Consider the following 21,441-nt stretch of genomic DNA (forward strand, 5'->3'; position numbering starts at 1 on the left):
CGGCGAAAGCTGAGGTGAGGGGGACACCATGGGCGCATCGGACGGCGCGGCCCCGCAGGTGCGGGTGGCGGCTATCGCCAGCCTGACGCCGCTGGAGGAACTGGACGCGGACCCGTTCCTGGTGGACTCGCGCAGCCAGCACGCGATGTGCGCCCGCTGGGCCGCCGAGCGCGGCTTCGTGATCACCCGGGAACTGCTCGTCCACGGACTGCGCCCCGACCACGAGGTGCTGTGGGCGGACGTCGACGCGGGCCTCGTCGACGGCTTCGTCGCCCCGTCCGACCGCGTCCTGCGCGCGGCGCTCCGCTCCGTCGACGCGTTCTCGGCCGAGTGCGCCCGGCGCGGGGTGCGGCTGGAGACGGCGGGACTGACCGAGCCGTCCTACGACACGGAGATGAAGGCGCGGGTGCACCGGCGCCTGTCGATGCCCACCGCCGGGTACGACGGCTGCTGACCTGCCGCGCCCGCCGCACCCCCGGACCGTCCCCTCCGCCGCGCCGCCCCGCGTGCCGCCACGACCGGAACTCCCCGCCCGGTCGCACAAAAGGTATGAAACCCTGTCCGACGACAAGCAGGGCGAGGCAGCACAGGGGCGAGGGGAGCCGGACAGTGGCCGAGGGCCGATGGCGGCGGGCGGCGAGCACCGTATGGCGTTCGCTCACGGTCTGGGCGGCGAGCACCCTGACGATGATGGCCATGGCCGGGATCCTGCCGGACTTCCAGCTCCAGTCCGACAACGGCGACAGCCTCACCCGCGTCGCCCTCACCGCGGCCTCCGGCGCCGGCGCCTTCGCCGTCCTGTCGGCCCTGGTCTGGCCGCTCCTCGTCCGCGCCCTGCTCCTCGTGCCGGCCCTCGTGCTCGGCCTCGTCGTCTTCTTCCTGAACGGCGCCCTGCTGCTGTTCGCCCTGCGTCTCATCCCGGACGGCCGCGGCGAGGTCAGCCCGGAGACCGCCGTCGTCGTCGCCGCGGTCATGTCGGCCGTGGCGTCCGCGACCGGCGGTGCCCTGGCGGTCCGTGACGACGACGCCTACCGGCGCCGCCTCTACCGGCTGGCCGACCGCAGGCGCCGCCGGGCCGACCACGGCTCCGCCTGCCCGCCCACCCCCGGCACCGTCTTCCTCCAGCTCGACGGCGTCGGCCACGAGGTCCTGCTGCGCGCCGCCCGCGACGACGTGATGCCCACGATCGGCGCCTGGCTGCGCGACGGCAGCCACCGCCTCACCCCGTGGCGCACCGACTGGTCGAGCCAGACCGGCGCCAGCCAGCTCGGCATCCTGCACGGCTCGAACCACGACATCCCCGCCTTCCGCTGGTACGAGAAGGACACCGGCGAGATCCAGGTGTCCAACCGCCCGACGAGCGCCGCCGAACTGCAGCGCCGCGCCGTCGAGCACACCGGCGACGGCGGCCTGCTCACCGTCGACGGCGCGAGCCGCGGCAACCTCTTCAGCGGCGGCGCCGAACAGGTCGCCCTGGTGCTGTCCGTCGCCGCCCGGCGCGGCAAGGAGAACCGGTCCCGGGCCGGATACTTCGCGTACTTCTGCGACCCGGCCAACGCCGTGCGCACCGCCCTCTCCTTCTTCGCCGAGGTCGGCCGCGAGATCGGCCAGTCCACCCGCGCCCGCCTGAAGAAGCGGCGCCCGCGCATCGGCCGCGGCGGCCTCTACCCCTTCATCCGCGCCTTCGCGACCGTCGTCGAGCGGGACGTCGTCGTCGCGGCGGTCATCGGTGACCTGCTCGCCGGGCGCAGCGCCGTCTACGCCGACCTCGTGGCCTACGACGAGGTGGCGCACCACTCGGGCCCGTTCGGCCGCGACGCGGAGAAGGTCCTCGAACGCCTCGACCGCTCCCTCGCGCTGATCGCCAAGGTCGCCGAGCACGCCCCGCGCCGGTACCGCATCGTCGTCCTGTCCGACCACGGCCAGAGCCCCGGCGAGACCTTCCACGCCCGCTACGGACTGACCCTGCAGGACCTGGTGCGCGCGGGCTGCGGACTGCCCGTGCCGCGCAAGGCGCAGCGCACCCACAGCGGCGCCGAGGCCCGCGCCGCCGTCCGCGCCGCGCTGCACCGCCCCGTCGAGGAGACCGCCCGCAGGGGCAAGCGCCACGAACCCGTCGTGCTGGCCTCCGGGAACCTCGGCCTCGTCTCCTTCCCCGACGTCCACCACCGGATGAGCCGGGAGGAGATCGACGCCCGCCACCCGGCCCTGCTCGCGACCCTCGCCAACCACCCCGGCGTCGGCTTCCTCCTCGTACGCAGCGAGGAGCACGGAGCCGTCGTGCTCGGGGCGCGCGGCGACGAAGTGGCGATCGGCGACCTGACCGACGGGCAGGGACCGCTCGCCGACTTCGGGCCCGGCGCCGCCGACGCCGTCCGCCGCACCGACTCCTTCCGGCACACCGCCGACATCATGGTCAACTCCTGGTACGACCCGGTGGACGGCGAGGTCCTCGCGTTCGAGGAGCAGATCGGCTCGCACGGCGGACTCGGCGGCGCGCAGGGCCGCCCGTTCCTGCTCTCACCGACGGCCCTGTCCGAGCCGGTCGAGGACGGCGGCGAGCTCGTCGGCGCCGAACAGATCCACCACGTCCTGCGCCGCTGGCTGCGCGAGGGCCACGGCCCGCAGGTCCCGCTGGAGGATTCCCGCCGGCACGCCCCCGACGTCGCATCTTTTGCGGCCGCACCCCCCGAGGCGCAGGACAAATCCGTCTGATTTGGTGCGGGATCCCCGGCCGCCCGACCATGGATCGCCGCCCGGCGATCCCGTGACGGCGTCAGCACGACCGAGAGGCGCACCACCCCATGCACGACACCGGATCCGCAGCAGCCACGGCTCCGGCCGGGGACGACGGCCAGGACAGCAGGCACGCCCGCAGGTTCGGTCTCCCCGTCGCCACGGCGCTCGTCATGGGCAACATCATCGGTGGCGGCATCTTCCTGCTCCCCGCCTCCGTCGCCCCGTACGGCACGATCAGCCTCGTCGCCTTCGGCGTCCTCACGGTCGGCGCCATCGCGCTCGCCCTCGTCTTCGGGCGCCTCGCGCACCGGCACCCGCAGACCGGCGGCCCGTACGTGTACGCCCGCGAGGCCTTCGGTGACTTCGCCGGGTTCCTCGCCGCCTGGTCGTACTGGATCACCACCTGGGTCTCGAACGCGGCGCTCGCCGTCGCCGCCGTCGGATACCTGGACGTCCTCCTGCCGATCCACGGCTCGACGTTCTGGACCATCGCCGCCGCCCTGGCCTGCCAGTGGCTGCCCGCGCTCGCCAACCTCGCCGGCACCCGCTACGTCGGCGCGGTCCAACTGGTCTCCACCGTGCTGAAGTTCGCGCCGCTGCTGCTCGTCGCCGTCGGCGGGCTGTTCTTCTTCGACGCGGACAACCTCGGCCCGTTCCGGGCCAGCGGCGACTCCGCGCTCGGCGCCGTCTCCGCGTCCGCCGCGATCCTGCTCTTCAGCTACCTGGGCGTCGAGTCCGCGTCCGTGAGCGCCGGCGAGGTCCGTGACCCGCAGCGCAACGTCGGCCGCGCGACCGTCCTCGGCACGGGCCTGGCCGCGCTGCTCTACCTGCTGTGCACGGTGTCGGTGTTCGGCACGGTCGCGCACGACGCGCTGGTGGACTCGACCGCGCCGTTCTCCGACGCCGTCAACGCGATGTTCGGCGGCACCTGGGGCGGCACCGCCGTCGCGATCGCCGCGCTCGTCTCCATGGTCGGCGCGCTCAACGGCTGGACGCTGCTCAGCGCCCAGACACCGTACGCGGCGGCGAAGGACGGGCTCTTCCCCACGGCGTTCGAGCGCAAGCGGCGCGGCATCCCCACCTTCGGCGTGCTCGTCGCCGTCACCCTCGCCTCGCTGCTGACCGTCTACAACTACACCGCGGGATCGAGCGGGGTCTTCGAGACGCTCGTGCTCGTCACCACGTTCACCGCGACCGTGCCGTATCTGCTGGCCACCGCCGCGCAGATCTACTTCCTGCTGTCGGGGCAGGGCCACCGGGTCCGCCGGTCGCGGCTGGCACGGGACATGGTGCTCGCCGTCGCCGCGTTCGGGTTCTCCATGTGGCTGGTCGGCGGAGCCGGTTACGCGGCCGTGTACCAGGGCGTCCTGTTCCTCTTCGCCGGGGTGCTCGTCTACGCGTGGATGGCGGCCCGAAAGAAGCGGACCGCCACCCACTGACCCGACCCCCGTCGGTCACCTGGCGATGGGTGCGACGACCCACCGCAGCTTCTTGAACATGCTGTCCCGCGAGCCGAGTTCGATCAGCTTGCGGGCAGCCGGATAGGCCTCGTTGCCCTCGATCTCGTAACCGACCTCGAGCGTGCCCGGTACGTCCCTGACCTCCATCCGCGCCTCGATGTCGGCCGCCGAGTTCTCACTGTCCGCCGCCATCGCCGTCAGGTGCGCGATGCGCCGCTGCTGCGCCTCGTCGAGTGCCTGGCGCGGGTCCCGCGCGCCCGGCGACGCCAGGGCCTCGAGCCCCTTGCCGGACGGGGGCGCGACCGCCGAACTCGGCGTGCGGACCTCGCCGGTGGGCTGCCGCGTCGACAGCGTCGCCTGGACCACCGTGCCGTCGTTGTCGAGCGCGACACGGAACTCACCGCGGCCGGGCGTGATCACCGGTACGCCGTCGAAGACCTGCCGGAACGTCACGTGCGTCTGCAGCGACACCGGTTCGCCGAGCTCCGAACCGTCCTGCTTGCCGCTGTTCTGCATCAGGTCGTGCACCCCGTCGACGACCAGTTCGGCGCCGCCGGTCGCCGCCGCGTGCTGCGTGACGAACTGCTGGGCCAGCTCGACCGCGCGCGCGGTCGGCAGCTGCCGCGTGTTGCGGAGGTTGGCGTCGGCCAGCTTCACCCAGCGCACGCCCCCCGGCGCCGTCGACACGAACCGGTCGCCCGAGCTCGCGCCCAGCACGCCCTGCCGCTCGACGTGGATCTCCTGGAGCGCGGCCTGCGGGAAGTGCGCGAGCTGCGCCGTCCCGATGAGCTCCTGGCCCGGGTTGCGCGGCGCGAGCTGCACGATCTGCGGCTGCGCCGGCGCCTGCGTCAGCGGATCGCGCAGGCCCTCGCGCGCGTAGTACCAGCGCCACGCGTACCAGGTGTCGGAGACGTGCTCGCGGAAGAAGTTGCGCTCCCCGCCCAGCCGGTTGACGGCCTCGGCCCGGGTGGCACCCGTGGCGGCGACCGAGGGCGCCTGACCGTGGTAGATGTCCCAGCTCGCGTTGAGCCACGCGTCGCAGAACGTCTGTCCGGCCCGCCACTTCTCCCAGAACTTCCGGCCGTAGTCCGGACTGTCGATACTCGTCGTCTCGAACCCGAAGATCATCCGCGAGCCCAGGTTCGGGCCGGCCCAGGTACGGACGGGGGAGTGCCCGTCGAGGACGCGCAGCGAACTGCACGTGGACCAGAACACGTAGTTGGCCCGCTCGTTGCCGAACGCCATCCGGCGGGAGACCGCGTCCGAGCGGTTGTCCCACGTGGCGCCCAGCGGCGCGAAGAACACGCCGTTGTCGTCCATGCCGCCGTGGCCCGAGTGGTACACGGCGACCACGGCGTCCAAGCCGTACCGGTCCTGCCAGTTGTCGTAGGTCTCCTCGTACGCCCACACCTGCGCGCCCTCGTCCGCGAACCAGAAGTTGCGGTCGTAGAACTGCTGGAGGTACGCCAGCCAGCCGGTGGCGTCCTCGTGGGTGTGCGAGAGCGGGTTCTGGTTCACGAACTTCTGGATGCTGAACGCACCCCACCAGCCGAACGTCGCGTCACGGTCGGCCGCGCCGGGCTTGCCGGTCTCCAGCGGTGACGGACCGCGGTCCGAATAGATCATGCGCATGGCCACACCCCCTGCGGAACCCCGTGCGAATTCCCCTGGTCGGGGGCTCAAGGTGTCACCGCCGTGCCGTCTTGCCCAGCGCGCTTTTTGGCCATGGTGGCCACGTCACGGGCATCTCCCCGGTCCCCTCGTGCCGCTGTGGAGCCGGAGCCCGCGGTGGTACCGGGACCTGCTGCTCGGTCTCGCGACCGTTCGGCCGGTCTTCTGCACGTACTGACTCCTATGAGAAGGGGTGGGTGTTCAACCCCTCATCGGCGTGCCGCAGATCCGGGGCGGCCGATCGGTGTTCTGCCTGCCCGAGGAGATCGCCCGCTGCACCTTCGGTGTCGTCCTGGACACCTCGGGGTCGATGGGTCGCACCCTGCTCGGCAAGGCGCTGGGCGCCATCGCCTCGTACGCCGCGTCGCGCGACGTGCCCGCGGCCCGCGTGGTGTTCTGCGACGCGACACCGTACGACGCCGGGTACCTCCCGGTCGCCGAGATCGCGAGCCGGGTCCGGATCAGGGGCCGGGGCGGCACCGTCCTCCAGCCCGGCATCGACCTGTTGCGCCGCGCCGACGACTTTCCGCCGGACGCCCCCGTACTGATCATCACGGACGGTGACTGCGACGTGCTGCGGGTCCCGCGCGAGCACGCCTACCTGATCCCGCAGGGAGGACGGCTGCCGTTCACGGCCCGTGGCCCGGTCTTCCGGGTGCGCTGAGGCCGCATGTGGTCGGATGGTGGACGCAGGCAATAGGAACCGGTCCCGTCGCACGGGGCCGCACGGAAGGGAACCATCGTGGCAACCACGCGCTCCGCACACACCGTGTGGGAAGGCAACCTGCTCGAGGGCAACGGCGTCGTCACCTTCGACTCCTCCGGCATCGGCGAGCAGCCGGTGTCCTGGCCGTCCCGCGCCGAGCAGGCGAACGGGAAGACCAGCCCGGAGGAGCTGATCGCGGCCGCGCACTCGTCCTGCTTCTCCATGGCGCTCTCGCACGGCCTGGCCGGCGCGGGCACCCCGCCCACCCGGCTCGTCACCTCCGCGGACGTGACGTTCCAGCCCGGCGAGGGCATCACCGGCATCCACCTCACCGTCGAGGGCACCGTGCCGGGACTCGACGAGCAGGGCTTCACCGCGGCCGCCGAGGACGCCAAGAAGAACTGCCCGGTGAGCCAGGCGCTCGCGGGCACGACGATCACGCTGACGGCCAAGCTGGCCTGACCTCGCCGCCCAGCCCCCTTGACACGGGCCCGCTCAAGTTTTGTGCTGGATACCCGGACAACCCGGATTCCAGAACGACGTGAGCGGGCCTGTTTCTGTGAGAGGGGACGCGTCATGGCGCGTGCGGTCGGTATCGATCTCGGCACGACGAACTCCGTGGTGGCCGTACTGGAGGGCGGTGAACCCACCGTCGTCGCCAACGCGGAGGGCGCGCGCACCACCCCTTCCGTGGTCGCCTTCGCCAAGAACAAAGAGGTACTGGTCGGCGAGGTCGCCAAGCGGCAGGCCGTCACGAACGTGGAGCGCACCGCGCGCTCCGTCAAACGCCACATGGGCGACGGGAGTTGGCACTTCCCGCAGAGCGGCACCATCGACGGCACCCGCTACAGCGCCCAGGAACTCGCCGCCCGCGTGCTGCAGAAGCTCAAGCGCGACGCCGAGGCGTACCTCGGCGAGGACGTCACCGACGCCGTCGTGACCGTGCCCGCCTACTTCGACGACGCGCAGCGCCAGGCCACCAAGGAGGCCGGCGAGATCGCGGGCCTGAAGGTGCTGCGCATCATCAACGAGCCGACGGCGGCCGCCCTCGCGTACGGCCTCGACAAGGGCGACGAACAGACGGTCCTCGTCTTCGACCTGGGCGGCGGCACGTTCGACGTCTCGCTCCTGGAGATGGGCGAGGGCGTCATCGAGGTCAAGGCCACCAACGGGGACACCCAGCTGGGCGGCGACGACTGGGACCAGCGGCTCGTCGACCATCTGGTGCGGCAGTTCAAGAACGCGTACGGCATCGACCTCGGAAACGACAAGATGGCGTTGCAGCGGCTGCGCGAGGGCGCCGAGAAGGCGAAGATCGAGCTGTCGTCGTCGAGCGAGACGACGGTGAACCTGCCGTACATCACGGCGTCCGCGGAGGGGCCGCTGCACCTCGAAGAGAAGCTGACCCGGGCCCAGTTCCAGGAGCTGACCGGCGATCTGCTCGACCGCTGCAAGAAGCCGTTCCACCAGGCCGTGCGGGACGCGGGCGTCGACCTGTCCGCCGTCGACCACGTCATCCTCGTCGGCGGGTCGACGCGGATGCCCGCCGTCACCGACCTGGTCCGCGAACTGACCGGCAAGGACCCGCACAAGGGGGTCAACCCGGACGAGGTGGTCGCCCTGGGCGCCGCTCTCCAGGCCGGTGTCATCCGCGGCGACGTGAAGGACGTCCTGCTGCTCGACGTGACGCCGCTGTCCCTAGGCATCGAGACCAAGGGCGGCGTCATGACGCGGCTCATCGAGCGCAACACGACCATTCCCACCCGGCGTTCGGAGATCTTCACCACGGCCACCGACAACCAGCCGTCCGTCGGCATCCAGGTCTTCCAGGGCGAGCGGGACATCGCCGCCTACAACAAGAAGCTCGGCGTCTTCGACCTGACGGGTCTGCCGCCCGCGCCGCGCGGCGTCCCGCAGATCGAGGTCACCTTCGACATCGACGCGAACGGGATCATGCACGTGTCGGCGAAGGATCTCGCCACCGGGCGCGAACAGAAGATGACGGTGACCGGCGGCTCCGCCCTGCCGAAGGACGAGATCGACCGGATGATGCGGGAGGCCGAGGCGCACGCCGAGGAGGACCGGGCGCGCCGGGAGGCCGCCGAGGTCCGCAACGAGGCGGAGCAGCTCGTCTATCAGACGGAGCGGTTCCTGCGGGAGAACGAGGAGCGGATCCCGCCGGACATCCGCACGGAGGTCGCGGACGCCGCGGGGGACCTGCGGACCACCCTGGCCGCCGACCCGCCGGACACGAACGCGCTGCGGGACGGGATCCGGACGCTGGCCGCCGTCAGTCAGAAGGTGGGGCAGGCGATGTACGAGCGGACCGCCGGGGGCTCGCCGGGCGAGGAGACGCACGACGGCAAGGGCGACCGGGACGCCAGGAACGCCACGGACCACAAGGACGACAAGGACGACGTGGTCGACGCCGAGATCGTGGACGACGACAAGGGAGCCGCCTCGTAGGACGGCTCAGATGCGCGCCCGCCACTTCTGCAGGATCTCCAGCGTCCGCTCGGCGCCCGCCGACTGGGCCACCAGGTGGTCCAGGACCTCCAGGTGCGTGCCCACCTCGTCGCGCGAGTCGAGATAGAGCGCCCCGGTGATGTACTCGCTGTACACCATGTCCGGCAGCTCCCGCACCGGGAAGCGGAACAGGGTGAACGGACCGAACGTACCGGGGTGCGGCCCGCTGGCGAACTCGGCTATCTGGAGCGTCACATGGGGCAGCTGGGCCGCTTCGACGAGACGGTCCAGCTGCCCGCGCAGCACGTCGGGGCCGCCCGGCGGGCGCCGCAGCACCGTCTCGTCCATGACGACCCACAGGCGCGGCGCGTCCTCCCGCGTGAGCAGCGACTGGCGGGCCATGCGCAGCGACACGTGCCGGTCTATGTCGTCGGGGGTGGAGCGGCCCACCGTGCCGGCGTCGAAGACGGCCCGCGCGTACTCCTCGGTCTGCAGCAGGCCCGGCACGAAGTGCGGTTCGTAGGCGCGGATCATCTCGGCCGCGCCCTCCAGGCTCACGTACAGGCTGAACCAGTCCGGCAGCACGTCGTGGAACCGCTGCCACCAGCCGGGCAGGTTCGCTTCCTCGGCGAGCGCGACGAACGCCTCGATCTCCCGCTCGGGGACCTCGTACAGCTCCAGCAGCATCTGGACGTACGGGATCTTGAGCGCGACCTCGGCCGTCTCCATCCTGCGGATCGTCGCCCCGGTCACCCGCAGGGCGCGGGCGGCCTCGTCCCGCTTGAGTCCCACGGCCTCCCGCAGATCACGCAGGCGGCGGCCGAGGACGACCTGGCCCACAGTCGGGGCGGGTCGTCGTTCACTCACGTCACGTCTCCCCACGTGCCGGTATACGACGAGCAGCGGCTATGAGCCGGTGCGCTCCCACCCCCGTCGTTCCGGCCGCGCGCCCAGGCGCCGCTGGTCGCGGCTGCGGTAGACGACGTACGGACGGAACAGGTACTGCACCGGCGCGCTGAACATGTGCACGAGCCGCGTGAACGGTACCAGTGCGATGAGTAGCATGCCCACTACCGCATGAATCTGATAGAGCACGGGCACGCCGTCCATCCGCCACGTGTCCGGGCTGAGCGTGAACAGGCTGCGGGCCCACGGGCCGATGGATTCGCGGTAGTTGTAGCCGTCGCCCGACGCGTGCGTGAGCTTGGCGACCATGCCCAGCACGATGGCCGCGAGCAGCACCAGGTACATGAGCTTGTCGTTGCGGGTCGTCGCCTTGAAGACCGGGGCCTTGGTGCGGCGCCGGTACAGCAGCAGGAGGATGCCGCAGACCAGCAGGATGCCGGCGAACGTGCCGCCGTACAGCGAGAACAGGTGGTACGTGTGCTCGCTGATGTGCACCTTCTCCGTCCACGACATCGGGACGAACAGGCCGATGAGGTGCCCGGCGAGGACGAAGAGGATGCCGTAGTGGAACATCGGCGAGGCGATGTTCAGCAGCTTCGACTCGTAGACCTGCGAGGAGCGTGTCGTCCAGCCGAACTTGTCGTAGCGGTAGCGCCAGATCGTGCCCGCGATCAGCAGGACGAAGGCGATGTAGGGCAGCGCGCCCCAGATCAGCGTGGTCACGGGGCGTGCTCCTTCTCGAGCAGAGGCAGCGCCTCATGGATGCCGAAGGGTTCCAGCCCGACCTCTTCGCGCGGCGGACCCGAGCGGGCCAGCGCGAGCGCGGCGGCACGGTCCTTGGGGGAGGGGCCGGGCAGCGAGCCGCAGACGGCGTTCAGCACGGTCGCGTACGGCGTGCCGTGCTCCGTGAGGGCGAGGCGCAGCAGTTCGAGGCCGCTGCGGTGCTCCTCCAGGAGGAACGGGCCGGCCTGCGCCGAGAACTCCAGGACCGCGGGCAGGAAGTCGGGGAGCTCCTCGCCGGTGAACTCCATGCCGTGCTCCCGGTAGACCTCCTTCATGCGCACCAGCGACATGCCGCGCCGCCGGGTGTCGCCGTCGCGCCACCACGTCAGGTACAGGCTGTGCCGGTTCTTGAAGTCGAAGACCTGGACGTAGTGGGCGGCGAGGTCGGCCAGTGGGGTGGCCTCGGCGTGGTCCACGAAGGGCGCCAGCCGCGGTGCCGCCGCGCGGACGAGGGGCAGCCGCTCGTACAGCTCCTCGTCGGGGTACGTGAGGCAGAGCGCGGCCGCCTGGTGGAGAAGCGCGTCGGGGCCGGTCATGGGCTCTCCTTCGGGTCGTCGGCGGTCTGGCGGCGCTTGGTGAGGTGGAAGGTCTCGACGGACACGACGGGCAGCAGCTTGCGGCCGCCGGTGGTGGTGTTGCCGGAGTCGCCGCCGAAGGGGCCCTCGCCGCCCATGCCGGGCCCGTCCTCGTAGTCGAGGCTGCACGAGTCCGGCAGCGCCGACTCCTCCAGGCGCTGCGCGTCACCGACCGCGGCGGTCGGGATCACGTACCGGTCCTCGTACTTGGCGATGGCCAGCAGCCGGTACATCTCCTCGATCTCCGAGGCCCCCATGCCGACCGACTCGGCGATCGAACCGTCGGGCCGGTCACCGAGGTTGATGGCCCGCATGTGCGAGCGCATCGCGGCGAGCTTCTCCAGGGACGAGCGCACCGGTGCCACATCGCCCGCCGTGAAGATCTCCGCCAGGTACTCCAGCGGAATGCGCAGGGTGTCGATCGCGCCGAAGAGGTTGGCGTGGTCCTCGCCGTCGTGACCGGTCTCGGTGAGCGCGTCGACGACGGGGGAGAGCGGCGGGATGTACCAGACCATCGGCATCGTCCGGTACTCCGGGTGCAGCGGCAGCGCCACCTTGTACTTGCTGATGAGCGCGTGCACCGGCGAGCGGCGCGCCGCCTCCATCCAGTCGAACGGGATGCCGGCCTCCTCGGCGGCTCGCTGCACAGCCGGGTCGTCCGGGTCGAGGAAGACCCCCAACTGGGCCTCGTACAGCCCCGTCTCGTCCTTCGTCTGCGCCGCCTCCGTCACCTTGTCGGCGTCGTAGAGGATCACGCCGAGATAGCGCAGCCGGCCCACGCACGTCTCCGAGCAGACCGTCGGCAGACCCACCTCCACGCGCGGGTAGCACATGGTGCACTTCTCGGCCTTGCCGGTGCGGTGGTTGAAGTAGACCTTCTTGTACGGGCATCCCGTCACGCACATCCGCCAGCCGCGGCAGTGGTCCTGGTCGACCAGGACGATGCCGTCCTCCTCGCGCTTGTACATCGCGCCCGACGGACAGGACGCCACGCACGCCGGGTTCAGGCAGTGCTCGCAGATCCGCGGCAGATAGAACATGAAGGTCTGCTCGAACTGGAACTTGACCTTCTCCGCGGCCTGTTCGCGGGTCTTCTGCACCATCGGGTCGAGATCGCCGTACTGGGTGGAGCCGCCCAGGTTGTCGTCCCAGTTCGACGACCACTCGATCTTCATCGGCTTGCCGGTGATCTGCGAGCGCGGCTGCGCCACCGGGTAGTCGTCGCCGAGCGGGGCGTCGGTCAGGTTCTTGTAGTCGTACGTCCAGGGCTCGTAGTAGTCCTTGATCTCCGGGAGCTTGGGGTTGGAGAAGATGCCCGCGAGCTTCTTGAAGCGGCCGCCGCCCTTCAGCTTCAGCGCGCCCTTCTTGTTCAGCTCCCAGCCGCCGCGCCACTTGTCCTGGTCCTCGTAGCGGCGCGGATAGCCCTGCCCGGGACGGGTCTCGACGTTGTTGAACCAGACGTACTCCATCCCGTTGCGGTTGGTCCACGCCTGCTTGCAGGTGACCGAGCAGGTGTGGCAGCCGATGCACTTGTCGAGGTTCATGACCATCGCGATCTGAGCCATGATGCGCATGAGTCAGTACTCCACCTTCTGGCTGCGGCGCCGGATGACCGTCACTTCGTCACGCTGGTTGCCCGTCGGGCCGAGGTAGTTGAACGCCCACGACAACTGGGCGTAGCCGCCGATGAGATGGGACGGCTTGAGGATGAGCCGGGTGAGCGAGTTGTGGATGCCGCCGCGCCGGCCGCTGGTCTCCGCCTTGGGGACGTTCACCGTGCGTTCCTGCGCGTGGTGCATGTAGACCGTGCCGGCCGGCATGCGGTGCGAGACGATCGCGCGGGCCACGACGACACCGTTGCGGTTCACCGCCTCGATCCAGTCGTTGTCCTTGACGCCGATCGCCTCGGCGTCCTGCGGCGCCATCCAGATCGACTGGCCGCCGCGGGAGAGCGCCAGCATGAACAGGTTGTCCTGGTACTCGGAGTGGATGGACCACTTGTTGTGCGGTGTGAGGTAACGGACCGTCACCTCGTGTTCCCCGTCCGGGCCGAGCCGCGGCTCGCCGAACAGGCGGTTCATGTCGAGCGGCGGCCGGTACACGGGCAGCGCCTCGCCCAGCTCGTGCATCCAGTCGTGGTCGACGAAGAAGTGCTGGCGCCCGGTGAGCGTGTGCCAGGGCTTGAGGTGCTCGGTGTTCAGGGTGAAGGCCGTGTAGCGCCGGCCGCCGGACTCGCTGCCCGACCACTCCGGTGACGTGATCACCGGGACGGGCGCCGCCTGCGTGTCCGCGTACGTGATGCGCTTGCCCTCGTGCTCGGCGGCCAGATGCGCCATTTCCTGCCCGGTGCGGGCCTCCAGCGTGTGGAAACCCTGGGTCGCCAGGCGGCCGTTGGTCGTGCCGGACAGGGCGAGGATCGTGTTCGCCGCCTTGACGGCCGTGTCGAGCATCGGGCGGCCGTCGGCGGGGCCGCCGCGCACGACGCCGTTGCGCTCGCGCAGCTCGTCGACCTCCTGGTCGGGCCTGAGGGCGATTCCCTTGGCGGGCAGGCCCAGTTGCTCCACCAGCGGACCGAGCGAGGTGAACTTCGCGCCGATCGCCGTGTAGTCGCGCTCGACGACGACGAGGTTCGGCATGGTCTTGCCGGGGACCGGCTCGCACTCGCCCTTGCGCCAGTCCAGGACGACACCGCCGGGCTGCGCGATCTCACCGGGCGTGTCGTGCTGGAGCGGCGCCGCCACCAGGTCCTTGCGCACGCCCAGATGGTCCACGGCCAGTTCGCTCAGCCGCTGGGCGAGCGCCTTGAACGTGTCGAAGTCGGTGCGGGCCTGCCACGGCGGGTCCACGGCCGGCGTGAACGAGTGCACATAGGGGTGCATGTCCGTGGAGGACAGGTCGTGCTTCTCGTACCAGGTCGCGGCGGGCAGCACGACGTCCGACAGCAGTGTGGACGAGGTCTGCCGGAAGTCCAGCGAGAGCAGCAGATCGAGCTTGCCCTCGGGTGCCTCGTCGCGCCACGTCACCGTCGTGGGACGCTCGTCGGGCGCGGCCTCCTCGGCCCGCAGCGACGAGTGCGTGCCCAGCAGGTGCTTGGTGAAGTACTCGGCGCCCTTCGCGGAGGAGCCCAGCAGGTTCGCCCGCCACAGGGTCAGCACGCGCGGCCAGTTCTCCGGGGCGTCCGGGTCCTCGCAGGCGAACTTCAGGGTGCCCGCCTTGAGTTCGGCGACGGTCGCGTCGACGTCCTGCTCGCCCAGCTCCAGTGAACTGCGGTCGAACGTCGGATACGACGGCATCCAGCCCGAACGCGCCGACAGGGCGAGGCAGTCGGCGCCCGTCATCCCCTCGAAGGCGCCCTTGCCGAGCGGGGAGGCGAGCACGTCGGCGCCGAACTTGTCGTAGCGCCACTGGTCGGTGTTGGTGAACCAGTACGCCGCGCCGATCATCTGCCGCGGCGGCCGCGACCAGTCGTTCGCCGAGGCGAGCGAGGCCCAGCCGGTCGACGGACGGCACTTCTCCTGCCCGACGTAGTGCGCCCAGCCGCCGCCGTTGCGGCCCTGGCAGCCGGTCAGCTGGAGCAGGGAGAGGAAGCCCCGGTAGATCGTCTCGGAGTGGAACCAGTGGTTGGTCCCCGCGCCCATCAGGATCATGCAGCGGCCGCGCGACTTCTCGGCGGTGTCCGCGAACTCCCGCGCGATCTTGACGCACTTGGCGGCCGGCACGGAGGTGTGGATCTCCTGCCAGGCGGGCGTCCCGGGCGCCTCCGCGTCGTCGTACGAGGACGCCCACTCGCCCGGCAGTCCCTCGCGGCCCACGCCGTACTGCGCGAGCAGCAGATCGAAGACGGTGGTCACCAGCGGGCCGTCCTGCCCGCCCAGCCGGGTCGCCGGGACCCCGCGCCGCACGACCTCGCCGCGGCCCTGCCCGTGCGTGCCGCCGTCGGTGTCGAACCGGGGCAGCAGCACCTCCACCCCGCTCGCCACGTCACTGCCGTGCAGGCTCAACTGCGGCTTGATATTGCCCAGTTCGAGGTTCCACTTGCCCTTGCCGGACTCGGTCCAGCGAAAGCCCAGCGAGCCGTTCGGAACGGCCGGGCGGCCGGTCGCCTCGTCGAGCACGGCCGTCTTCCACTCGGCGCCCTCACCGCCCTGCCCGAGGTCCGAGGCCCGCAGGAACTTCGCGGGGACGTACCCGCCGTCCCTCTCCTCCAGCGTCACCAAGAACGGCAGGTCAGTGAACTTCTTGACGTAGTCCGTGAAGAACGGCGTCTCCCGGTCGACGAAGAACTCCTTGAGGATGACGTGCCCCATGGCGAGGGCCAGCGCCCCGTCCGTGCCGGGATGCGGGTGCAGCCACTCGTCGGCGAACTTGGCGTTGTCCGCGTAGTCCGGCGCGACGACCACGACCTTCTGCCCGCGGTACCGCGCCTCGGCCATCCAGTGCGCGTCGGGCGTCCGCGTGACGGGGACGTTCGAGCCCCACATCATCAGATACGCCGCGTCCCACCAGTCACCCGACTCCGGTACGTCCGTCTGGTCGCCGAACACCTGCGGCGACGCCACCGGAAGATCCGCGTACCAGTCGTAGAACGACAGCATCGGCGCGCCGATCAGCGACATGAACCGCGCCCCGGCGGCGTGCGACACCATCGACATCGCGGGGATCGGCGAGAACCCGGCGACCCGGTCCGGGCCGTGCGTCTTGATGGTGTGGACGTGCGCGGCGGCGACGATCTCGACGGCCTCGTCCCAGGTCGCCCGGACCAACCCGCCCTTGCCGCGGGCGAGTTGGTAGCGGCGCCGGCGCTCGGGATCCTGCTGGATGTCGGCCCACGCGAGGACCGGATCGCCCAGCCGCGCCTTCGCCTCCCGGTACATCTCCAGGAGCACACCCCGGATGTACGGATAGCGCACCCGCGTCGGCGAGTACGTGTACCAGGAGAACGCGGCGCCGCGCGGACAGCCCCGCGGCTCGTACTCGGGCCGGTCGGGACCCACGCTCGGATAATCCGTCTGCTGGGTCTCCCACGTGATGATGCCGTCCTTGACGTACACCTTCCACCGGCACGACCCCGTGCAGTTCACCCCGTGCGTCGAGTTCACGACCTTGTCGTGGCTCCACCGGTCCCGGTAGAAGACGTCCCCGTCCCGGCCGCCCTTGATCCGCACGCTGTGCAGGTCGGCGGAGGCCGTGCCCTTCCGGAAGAACCGCCCGGCCCGCAGCAGCGCGGCATCCGGTTCGGTCGGGGTGCGCGTCGTGTCAGTCACCGTGTGTGCTCCCTCGCTGTCCGTCCTTCGTAAGCTAGGCGCGGGGGAGCGGCGGCACATGTCGTCGGGGGCCGTACGGGTGCTTCATGGGCGGGGCACGGAACGCTCCGCGCACTCCCGCAGCACCGGCAAGGCGGCTTCCAGCATGCCCGGCCCGTGCGCGAACGGCACCCGCAGCCGGTCCCGGAACCCGTCCACCGCCGAGAACGCCGGCCCCGGGACCACCGCCACGCCCCGGCGCCGCGCCAGTTGCGCCAGCGCCTCCGTGTCCGCGTCGGGCACGCGCACCCACAGCGCGGTGCCGCCCGAGGGCCGGTCCCACACCCAGTCCGGGGCCAGCTCGCGCACCAGGGCCTGCGCGGTCGCCAGCCGGCCGCGCAGGGCGGCGCGGCGTGCGGCACGGGCTTCGGGGAGGCGGGCGAGGAGCCGTACCGCGAGGAGCTGGTCGAGGACCGGGCAGGACAGGTCGATCGCCTTCTTGATGCCGCCCAGGCGGGCCACGGCCGTCGGTGACGCCCGCACCCAGCCGATGCGCAGGCCGCCCCAGAACAGCTTCGAGAAGGTGCCGATCGTGAAGTCCGAGGCGGGCAGCGGCACGGGCGGCGCCGCGTCGTCACCGGACAGCGAGAGCTCGGCGCACGAGCTGTCCTCGACCGCGACCAGGCCGTGCTCCGTCAGCGTCGTCGACCAGGCCTGCCGGGCGGCGCTGTCCCACGAGCGGCCCGTCGGGTTGTGCGCCGACGGCTGGAGGTAGACCAGACGCGGCCGCAGGCTCGTGCGCAGCAGCGCGCGCAGCGCCTCGACGTCCGCGCCGTCGCGGCCCGCGCCGGGCCGGTCCCCGCCCACCGGGACGAGGCGCGCGCCCCGCGCCCGCAGCGCTTCCAGGGCGCCCCGGTACGTCGGGTTCTCCACGACGACCGTGTCGCCGGGCTCGACCAGGGCCTGCGCGATCAGCCACACCGCCTGCTGCGAACCGGTGGTGACCAGGATCTGCTCGGCCGCCGTGGGCAGACCGGCCGACCGGTAGGACGCGGCGATGCCCTCCCGCAGCTCCGGGAGGCCGTGCGGGTGGTAGCCGTCGGTGGCCAGCGGCCCGTGCAGATCGGCGGGGCGCAGCGCCGCGAGGGCGTCCGCCACCAGCGGCAGACCGGGCAGCGCCCCGCTCGACAGGTCCAGCATGCCGGAGCGGAAGTCGAAGCTCGCCAGGCGGCCCTCGCCGCCCCGCCGGTCCGGCGCGCCCGGTCCGCGCAGCCGCGAGCCGCTGCCCCGCCGGCTCTCCAGGCGGCCGTCGCCCTCCAGGATCGCGTAGGCCGCCGTCACCGTGGAGCGGCTGACCCCGAGCACCGCGGCCAGCTCCCGCTGCGACGGCAGCACCGTCCCGGGCGGCAGGTCGCCGCGGTCGGCCAGTTCCGCGAGCGCCGTCGCGAGGCGCCGCGGCAGGGCGCCCGGACCGTCCGCCGCCCAGCCCGTGAGCAGCCGGGACAGACGCGGTACGGCAATTCGGCTCATACCGACATCTTCACGTATGTCGTGACCGTACGGCGGCGCGGGTTCAGCCGGCCCCGGACCGCAAGTACTTGGCCGTCGCCGGGTCGGCCGGGAGCAGTGTCTCGATGGCCAGCTCGGCGACCGTCACGTCCATCGGCGTGTTGAACGTCGAGATCGACGACACGAACGACAGCACGTGCCCGTCGTGCTCGATCACCATCGGCAGCGCGAAATAGGGCACCGGCTCCGCCGGCTCGGCACCCCCCGCGTCCGGCGGGACCGGATACGCCGCCACCTCCTCGTACAGCTCGCGCAGCGCCTCCGAACGCGCCAGTGCGATCTGCCGCTCCATCTGCGCCAGCAGATGCCCGCGCCACTCGCGCAGATTGCGGATCCGAGGCGCGAGTCCCCGCGGGTGCAGGGTCAGCCGCATCGCGTTCAGCGGCGGCACGAGCAGCTCCTCGGGCAGCGACGCCAGCAGCGCCGCGAGGCCCTGGTTCGCCGAGACCACGGTGTACGTCGCGTCGACGATCAGCGCCGGATACGGTTCGTAGCCGCGCAGCAGCCGCTCAAGACCCTCGCGCAGGGCGCCCATCGACGGATCGTCCAGCGGGGTCTGCGTGAACCGCGGCGCGTAACCCGCCGCCAGCAGCAGGGCGTTGCGCTCCCGCATCGGCACGTCGAGGTGCTCGGCGAGCCGCAGGACCAGTTCCTCGCTCGGCCGCGAACGCCCCGTCTCCACGAAACTGATGTGCCGCGCCGACGAGTCCGCCCGCAGCGCGAGCTCCAGCTGGCTGACCCGCCGCTGCTCGCGCCAGCCGCGCAGCAGACGGCCCACTTCGGAGGGGTTCTTGCGCGCCGCAGTCGTCATGGGAAGACCGTAACCCGGTGGTGATGGCACGCTGGAGGCATGCCTACAGAACCCCTCTCGCAGAAGGAGATCGAGGACCGCCTCGCCGAGCTCCCCGGCTGGTCACTCGACGGCGACCGCATCACGCGCACCTACCGCCTGGGCACGCACTTCGCGGCGACCGCCCTCGTCGTGCACATCGCCCAGACCCAGGAGGAGCTGAACCACCACTCGGACCTCACCCTCGGCTACAACACGGTCAGCCTCGCGGTGCACACCCACGACGCGGGCGGTGCCGTGACCGCGAAGGACTTCGAACTGGCCCGCAAGGTCGAGGAGTTGGCGCCCGGTCATCAGGCGGACTGAGTCGCGTTCCGGGCGTGACTGGGTCCCGCGCCGGACGCCCGCGGACACGGTCTCGTCCTTCCGCCGCCCGGGTACGGCCATGGAGGGCCCGGCGCTGATCACACCGCGTTCAGCCGGGCCCGCTCGTCCTCGGTCAGCTCCAGGTCGACCGCGGCCAGGCTCTCCTCGATCTGCGCCACCGAGGACGCCCCGACCAGCGGGATCGCCGGGACCTCGGCCCCGATCATCCAGGCCAGCACGACCTGGTTGACCGTGGCCCCGCAGGACTTCGCGACGTCGCGCAGCGCTGCTGTCCGCGCCTTCCGGCTGCCGTGGTCGTGCCCCGCGCTCAACGGCTTGTCGTCACGTACGTACGCCCCGCCGAGCAGCGGCGAGTACGCGACCAGCGCGAGATCCCGCTCCGCCCGGACCATGCTGAGCAAGTTTCCGTCGGCCGTGCCGAGCTCCCCGTCCGGCGACAACTGGCTCGGCAGATCCGTCCGGTGCCGCAGATAGCTGTGCTGGTACTGGAGCACCTCGTACCCGGCGATCCCCTCCGCCCGCGCGATGGCCCGGGCCCGCTCCACCTGCCACGCCCAGTGGTTGGAGACGCCGAGAAGACCGACCGTGCCCTCCGCCACCAGCGCCCCGAACTCCCTTACCGTTTCGGTGAGTTCTATCTTCGGGTCGGGAATGTGCGCGTACAGCACGTCGAGGCGCTCCATGCCGAGCCGGGCCCGGCTGCCCGCCACGGCCTTCCGGATCGCGGAGGCCGACAGCCCCTCCGCGTTGTCGACGAACCCCGTCCCCGGCGCGAGGGGCGCCGCCCCCAGCTTGGTGGCGATCACGATCTCGTCGCCGATGCCGCGGCTGTGCCGCCAGTTGCCGAGCACCGTCTCGCTCTCGCCGCCGACGCTTCCGGTCTGCCAGTACGCGTAGTTGTCCGACGTGTCGACGAACGTGCCGCCCGCCTCGACGTACCGGTCGAGAATCGCGAACGACGTCTTCTCGTCGGTGAGCGTGCCGAACAGCATGGCGCCCAGGCTGAGCACGCTGACCTCGCGGCGCGTCGCCGGGTTCGTGCCGATGGTGCGGTACTTCATACGGAGATCCCCCCTCACGGGACCCGGCCGCCGGGCGCGGCCGGGCTGTGAGAGGGAGTCAACGTGTTGAAGCGCACGCGAAGTCAAGCGCGTCCCGCGGACCCGCGGAAGGGGATTCAGGCGGTCCGGGTGAAGGCCATCGTCCAGTTCGTCAGCCACGTCCGCCCGTCGTCGAGCGAGAAAGCCTGCTCCCAGTGCGCCGTGTGCGCCGAGATCCCCGACCAGACGAAGCGGACCCGCACGTCCTTGCCGTCGTGCGTGTCGTCGCCCACGAACTCGCCGCGTCCGTCCGTGAATCGGCCGCTGACCGGCGGAGAGAGCCGCCCGGTGCGGTCGGTGGACCAGTGCAGCGACCACTGCCGGGTCACCGGGTCGAACAGCCGCAGCGTGAGCCCGGTCCAGCCCTGCTCCGGCACGTGGAGCTCGTCGATGTTCGCGGCCCCGCCGAAGAGCTGCCGGCACCGGCTCGTCGCGCCGAACTCCTCCCAGCCGCTGTCCGGGTCGAGGAAGTCGAGCCGCCGCCGATGGGCGACGTCCCACTCGCCGGCGAAGAAGTCGAAGTCGTGCGCGCCGCTCATGAACGTCCTCCGGTCGTGCCCTCGGGCAGGCTGTCGTGCACATAGGCGTCGAGGTCGGGCCGCTCGACCGCCAGCATGTGCCGGACCCAGGCGTCCCGTTCGTGCAGGATCGGCGCCAGCTCCCACACGCAGCCGATCCAGGGCCGCTCCGGCAGCACGAAGCGGGCCGGGTCGCGGTCCGGGCAGCCGAGCGCCGGCTGGCCCGCGGCGGCGCCCCGGAAGTGCAGGACGTTGTCCCACACCCAGCTGTACGCGTTGAGATACGCGCCGTCGTCGCCGCCCCGGTGCAGCACGACGAACGTGGCGGGCGGGGTGCCGTCCGGCTCCGGCAGCAGCGACGGAAGCAGCGCGTACGCCGCCTCGGCCACCTCGGGCGCGATGCCCCGGGGATCGTCGGTCACGTGGTAGCGCTTGACGCGACGGCCCGCCACCTCGATGGGCGGCGGCACCGTCAGCAGTTTCTCCTCGAAGGCCATGGCGGGACGCTAAGGGCGCTTCACTGACATC

The 21,441-nt window shown here is 71.4% G+C and carries 17 protein-coding genes and 1 pseudogene; 7 read left to right on the forward strand and 11 right to left on the reverse strand.

The window, feature by feature from the left end; all coding sequences use genetic code 11:
- The first annotated feature begins 28 nt into the window (after positions 1-28).
- The 3 genes from ACVHNB_RS12330 (at position 29) to ACVHNB_RS12340 (ending at position 4,178) form a co-directional block, all read left to right on the forward strand.
- On the forward strand, positions 29-454 hold the full coding sequence (locus ACVHNB_RS12330) for a hypothetical protein (protein ID WP_428951320.1): 426 nt from the start codon (positions 29-31) through the stop codon (positions 452-454).
- A 95-nt stretch (positions 455-549) separates the two neighbouring features.
- On the forward strand, positions 550-2,715 hold the full coding sequence (locus tag ACVHNB_RS12335) for an alkaline phosphatase family protein (RefSeq protein ID WP_456228052.1): 2,166 nt from the start codon (positions 550-552) through the stop codon (positions 2,713-2,715).
- A gap of 89 nt (positions 2,716-2,804) precedes the next feature.
- Positions 2,805-4,178: an amino acid permease gene (locus ACVHNB_RS12340; protein WP_428951318.1), complete on the forward strand. Its 1,374-nt coding sequence runs from the start codon at positions 2,805-2,807 to the stop codon at positions 4,176-4,178.
- Between the two features lie 15 nt (positions 4,179-4,193).
- Here ACVHNB_RS12340 and ACVHNB_RS12345 read toward each other — a convergent pair whose 3' ends face one another.
- Positions 4,194-5,831: a DUF6345 domain-containing protein gene (locus ACVHNB_RS12345; protein ID WP_456228053.1), complete on the reverse strand. Its 1,638-nt coding sequence runs from the start codon at positions 5,829-5,831 to the stop codon at positions 4,194-4,196.
- 292 nt (positions 5,832-6,123) lie between these two features.
- Between ACVHNB_RS12345 and ACVHNB_RS12350 the strand changes: the two are divergent.
- From ACVHNB_RS12350 to dnaK, 3 genes and pseudogenes are all read left to right on the forward strand, one after another.
- A pseudogene (locus tag ACVHNB_RS12350) lies at positions 6,124-6,534 on the forward strand (VWA-like domain-containing protein); the annotation flags it as partial.
- A 78-nt stretch (positions 6,535-6,612) separates the two neighbouring features.
- Positions 6,613-7,038 carry an OsmC family protein gene (locus ACVHNB_RS12355; RefSeq protein ID WP_428951316.1) on the forward strand — a complete coding sequence of 142 codons (426 nt, stop codon included), beginning with the start codon at positions 6,613-6,615 and terminating at the stop codon, positions 7,036-7,038.
- 114 nt (positions 7,039-7,152) lie between these two features.
- Positions 7,153-9,042, forward strand: a complete 1,890-nt coding sequence (dnaK, locus tag ACVHNB_RS12360) for a molecular chaperone DnaK (RefSeq protein WP_456228054.1) — start codon at positions 7,153-7,155, stop codon at positions 9,040-9,042.
- Positions 9,043-9,048: 6 nt separating this feature from the next.
- On the opposite strand, the gene ACVHNB_RS12365 is transcribed toward dnaK, so the two are convergent.
- The 7 genes from ACVHNB_RS12365 to ACVHNB_RS12395 form a co-directional block, all read right to left on the reverse strand.
- Positions 9,049-9,909, reverse strand: coding sequence for a helix-turn-helix domain-containing protein (locus ACVHNB_RS12365; RefSeq protein ID WP_428951314.1), 861 nt, complete (start codon positions 9,907-9,909; stop codon positions 9,049-9,051).
- Positions 9,910-9,948: 39 nt separating this feature from the next.
- Positions 9,949-10,671, reverse strand: coding sequence for a respiratory nitrate reductase subunit gamma (gene narI / locus ACVHNB_RS12370; protein ID WP_428951313.1), 723 nt, complete (start codon positions 10,669-10,671; stop codon positions 9,949-9,951).
- Positions 10,668-11,267: a nitrate reductase molybdenum cofactor assembly chaperone gene (gene narJ, locus ACVHNB_RS12375; RefSeq protein ID WP_428951312.1), complete on the reverse strand. Its 600-nt coding sequence runs from the start codon at positions 11,265-11,267 to the stop codon at positions 10,668-10,670. Before narJ ends, narI begins: the two co-directional genes overlap by 4 nt.
- Positions 11,264-12,880 carry a nitrate reductase subunit beta gene (narH, locus tag ACVHNB_RS12380; RefSeq protein ID WP_428951311.1) on the reverse strand — a complete coding sequence of 539 codons (1,617 nt, stop codon included), beginning with the start codon at positions 12,878-12,880 and terminating at the stop codon, positions 11,264-11,266. The genes narJ and narH overlap by 4 nt, the downstream gene beginning before the upstream one ends.
- A 3-nt stretch (positions 12,881-12,883) precedes the next feature.
- Complete coding sequence (locus ACVHNB_RS12385; protein WP_456228055.1) at positions 12,884-16,570, reverse strand: nitrate reductase subunit alpha; 3,687 nt, start codon at positions 16,568-16,570, stop codon at positions 12,884-12,886.
- Positions 16,571-16,654: 84 nt separating this feature from the next.
- Positions 16,655-18,079 (reverse strand): aminotransferase-like domain-containing protein, encoded by a 1,425-nt coding sequence (locus ACVHNB_RS12390; RefSeq protein ID WP_456228056.1) that lies wholly within the window; start codon positions 18,077-18,079, stop codon positions 16,655-16,657.
- Positions 18,080-18,122: 43 nt separating this feature from the next.
- Positions 18,123-18,929, reverse strand: a complete 807-nt coding sequence (locus ACVHNB_RS12395; protein WP_428951308.1) for a helix-turn-helix domain-containing protein — start codon at positions 18,927-18,929, stop codon at positions 18,123-18,125.
- Between the two features lie 39 nt (positions 18,930-18,968).
- On the opposite strand from ACVHNB_RS12395, the gene ACVHNB_RS12400 reads away from it, so the two are divergent.
- A complete protein-coding gene (locus ACVHNB_RS12400) occupies positions 18,969-19,274 on the forward strand; it encodes a 4a-hydroxytetrahydrobiopterin dehydratase (RefSeq protein ID WP_428951307.1) in 306 nt (101 codons plus the stop codon).
- A 98-nt stretch (positions 19,275-19,372) separates the two neighbouring features.
- Here ACVHNB_RS12400 and ACVHNB_RS12405 read toward each other — a convergent pair whose 3' ends face one another.
- From ACVHNB_RS12405 to ACVHNB_RS12415, 3 genes are all read right to left on the reverse strand, one after another.
- A complete protein-coding gene (locus tag ACVHNB_RS12405) occupies positions 19,373-20,356 on the reverse strand; it encodes an aldo/keto reductase (RefSeq protein WP_456228057.1) in 984 nt (327 codons plus the stop codon).
- A 116-nt stretch (positions 20,357-20,472) separates the two neighbouring features.
- A complete protein-coding gene (locus ACVHNB_RS12410) occupies positions 20,473-20,934 on the reverse strand; it encodes a hypothetical protein (RefSeq protein ID WP_428951305.1) in 462 nt (153 codons plus the stop codon).
- Complete coding sequence (locus ACVHNB_RS12415; protein WP_428951304.1) at positions 20,931-21,410, reverse strand: hypothetical protein; 480 nt, start codon at positions 21,408-21,410, stop codon at positions 20,931-20,933. Before ACVHNB_RS12415 ends, ACVHNB_RS12410 begins: the two co-directional genes overlap by 4 nt.
- Positions 21,411-21,441 lie beyond the last annotated feature (31 nt).

The organism is Streptomyces sp. YJ-C3 (genome assembly GCF_053891275.1).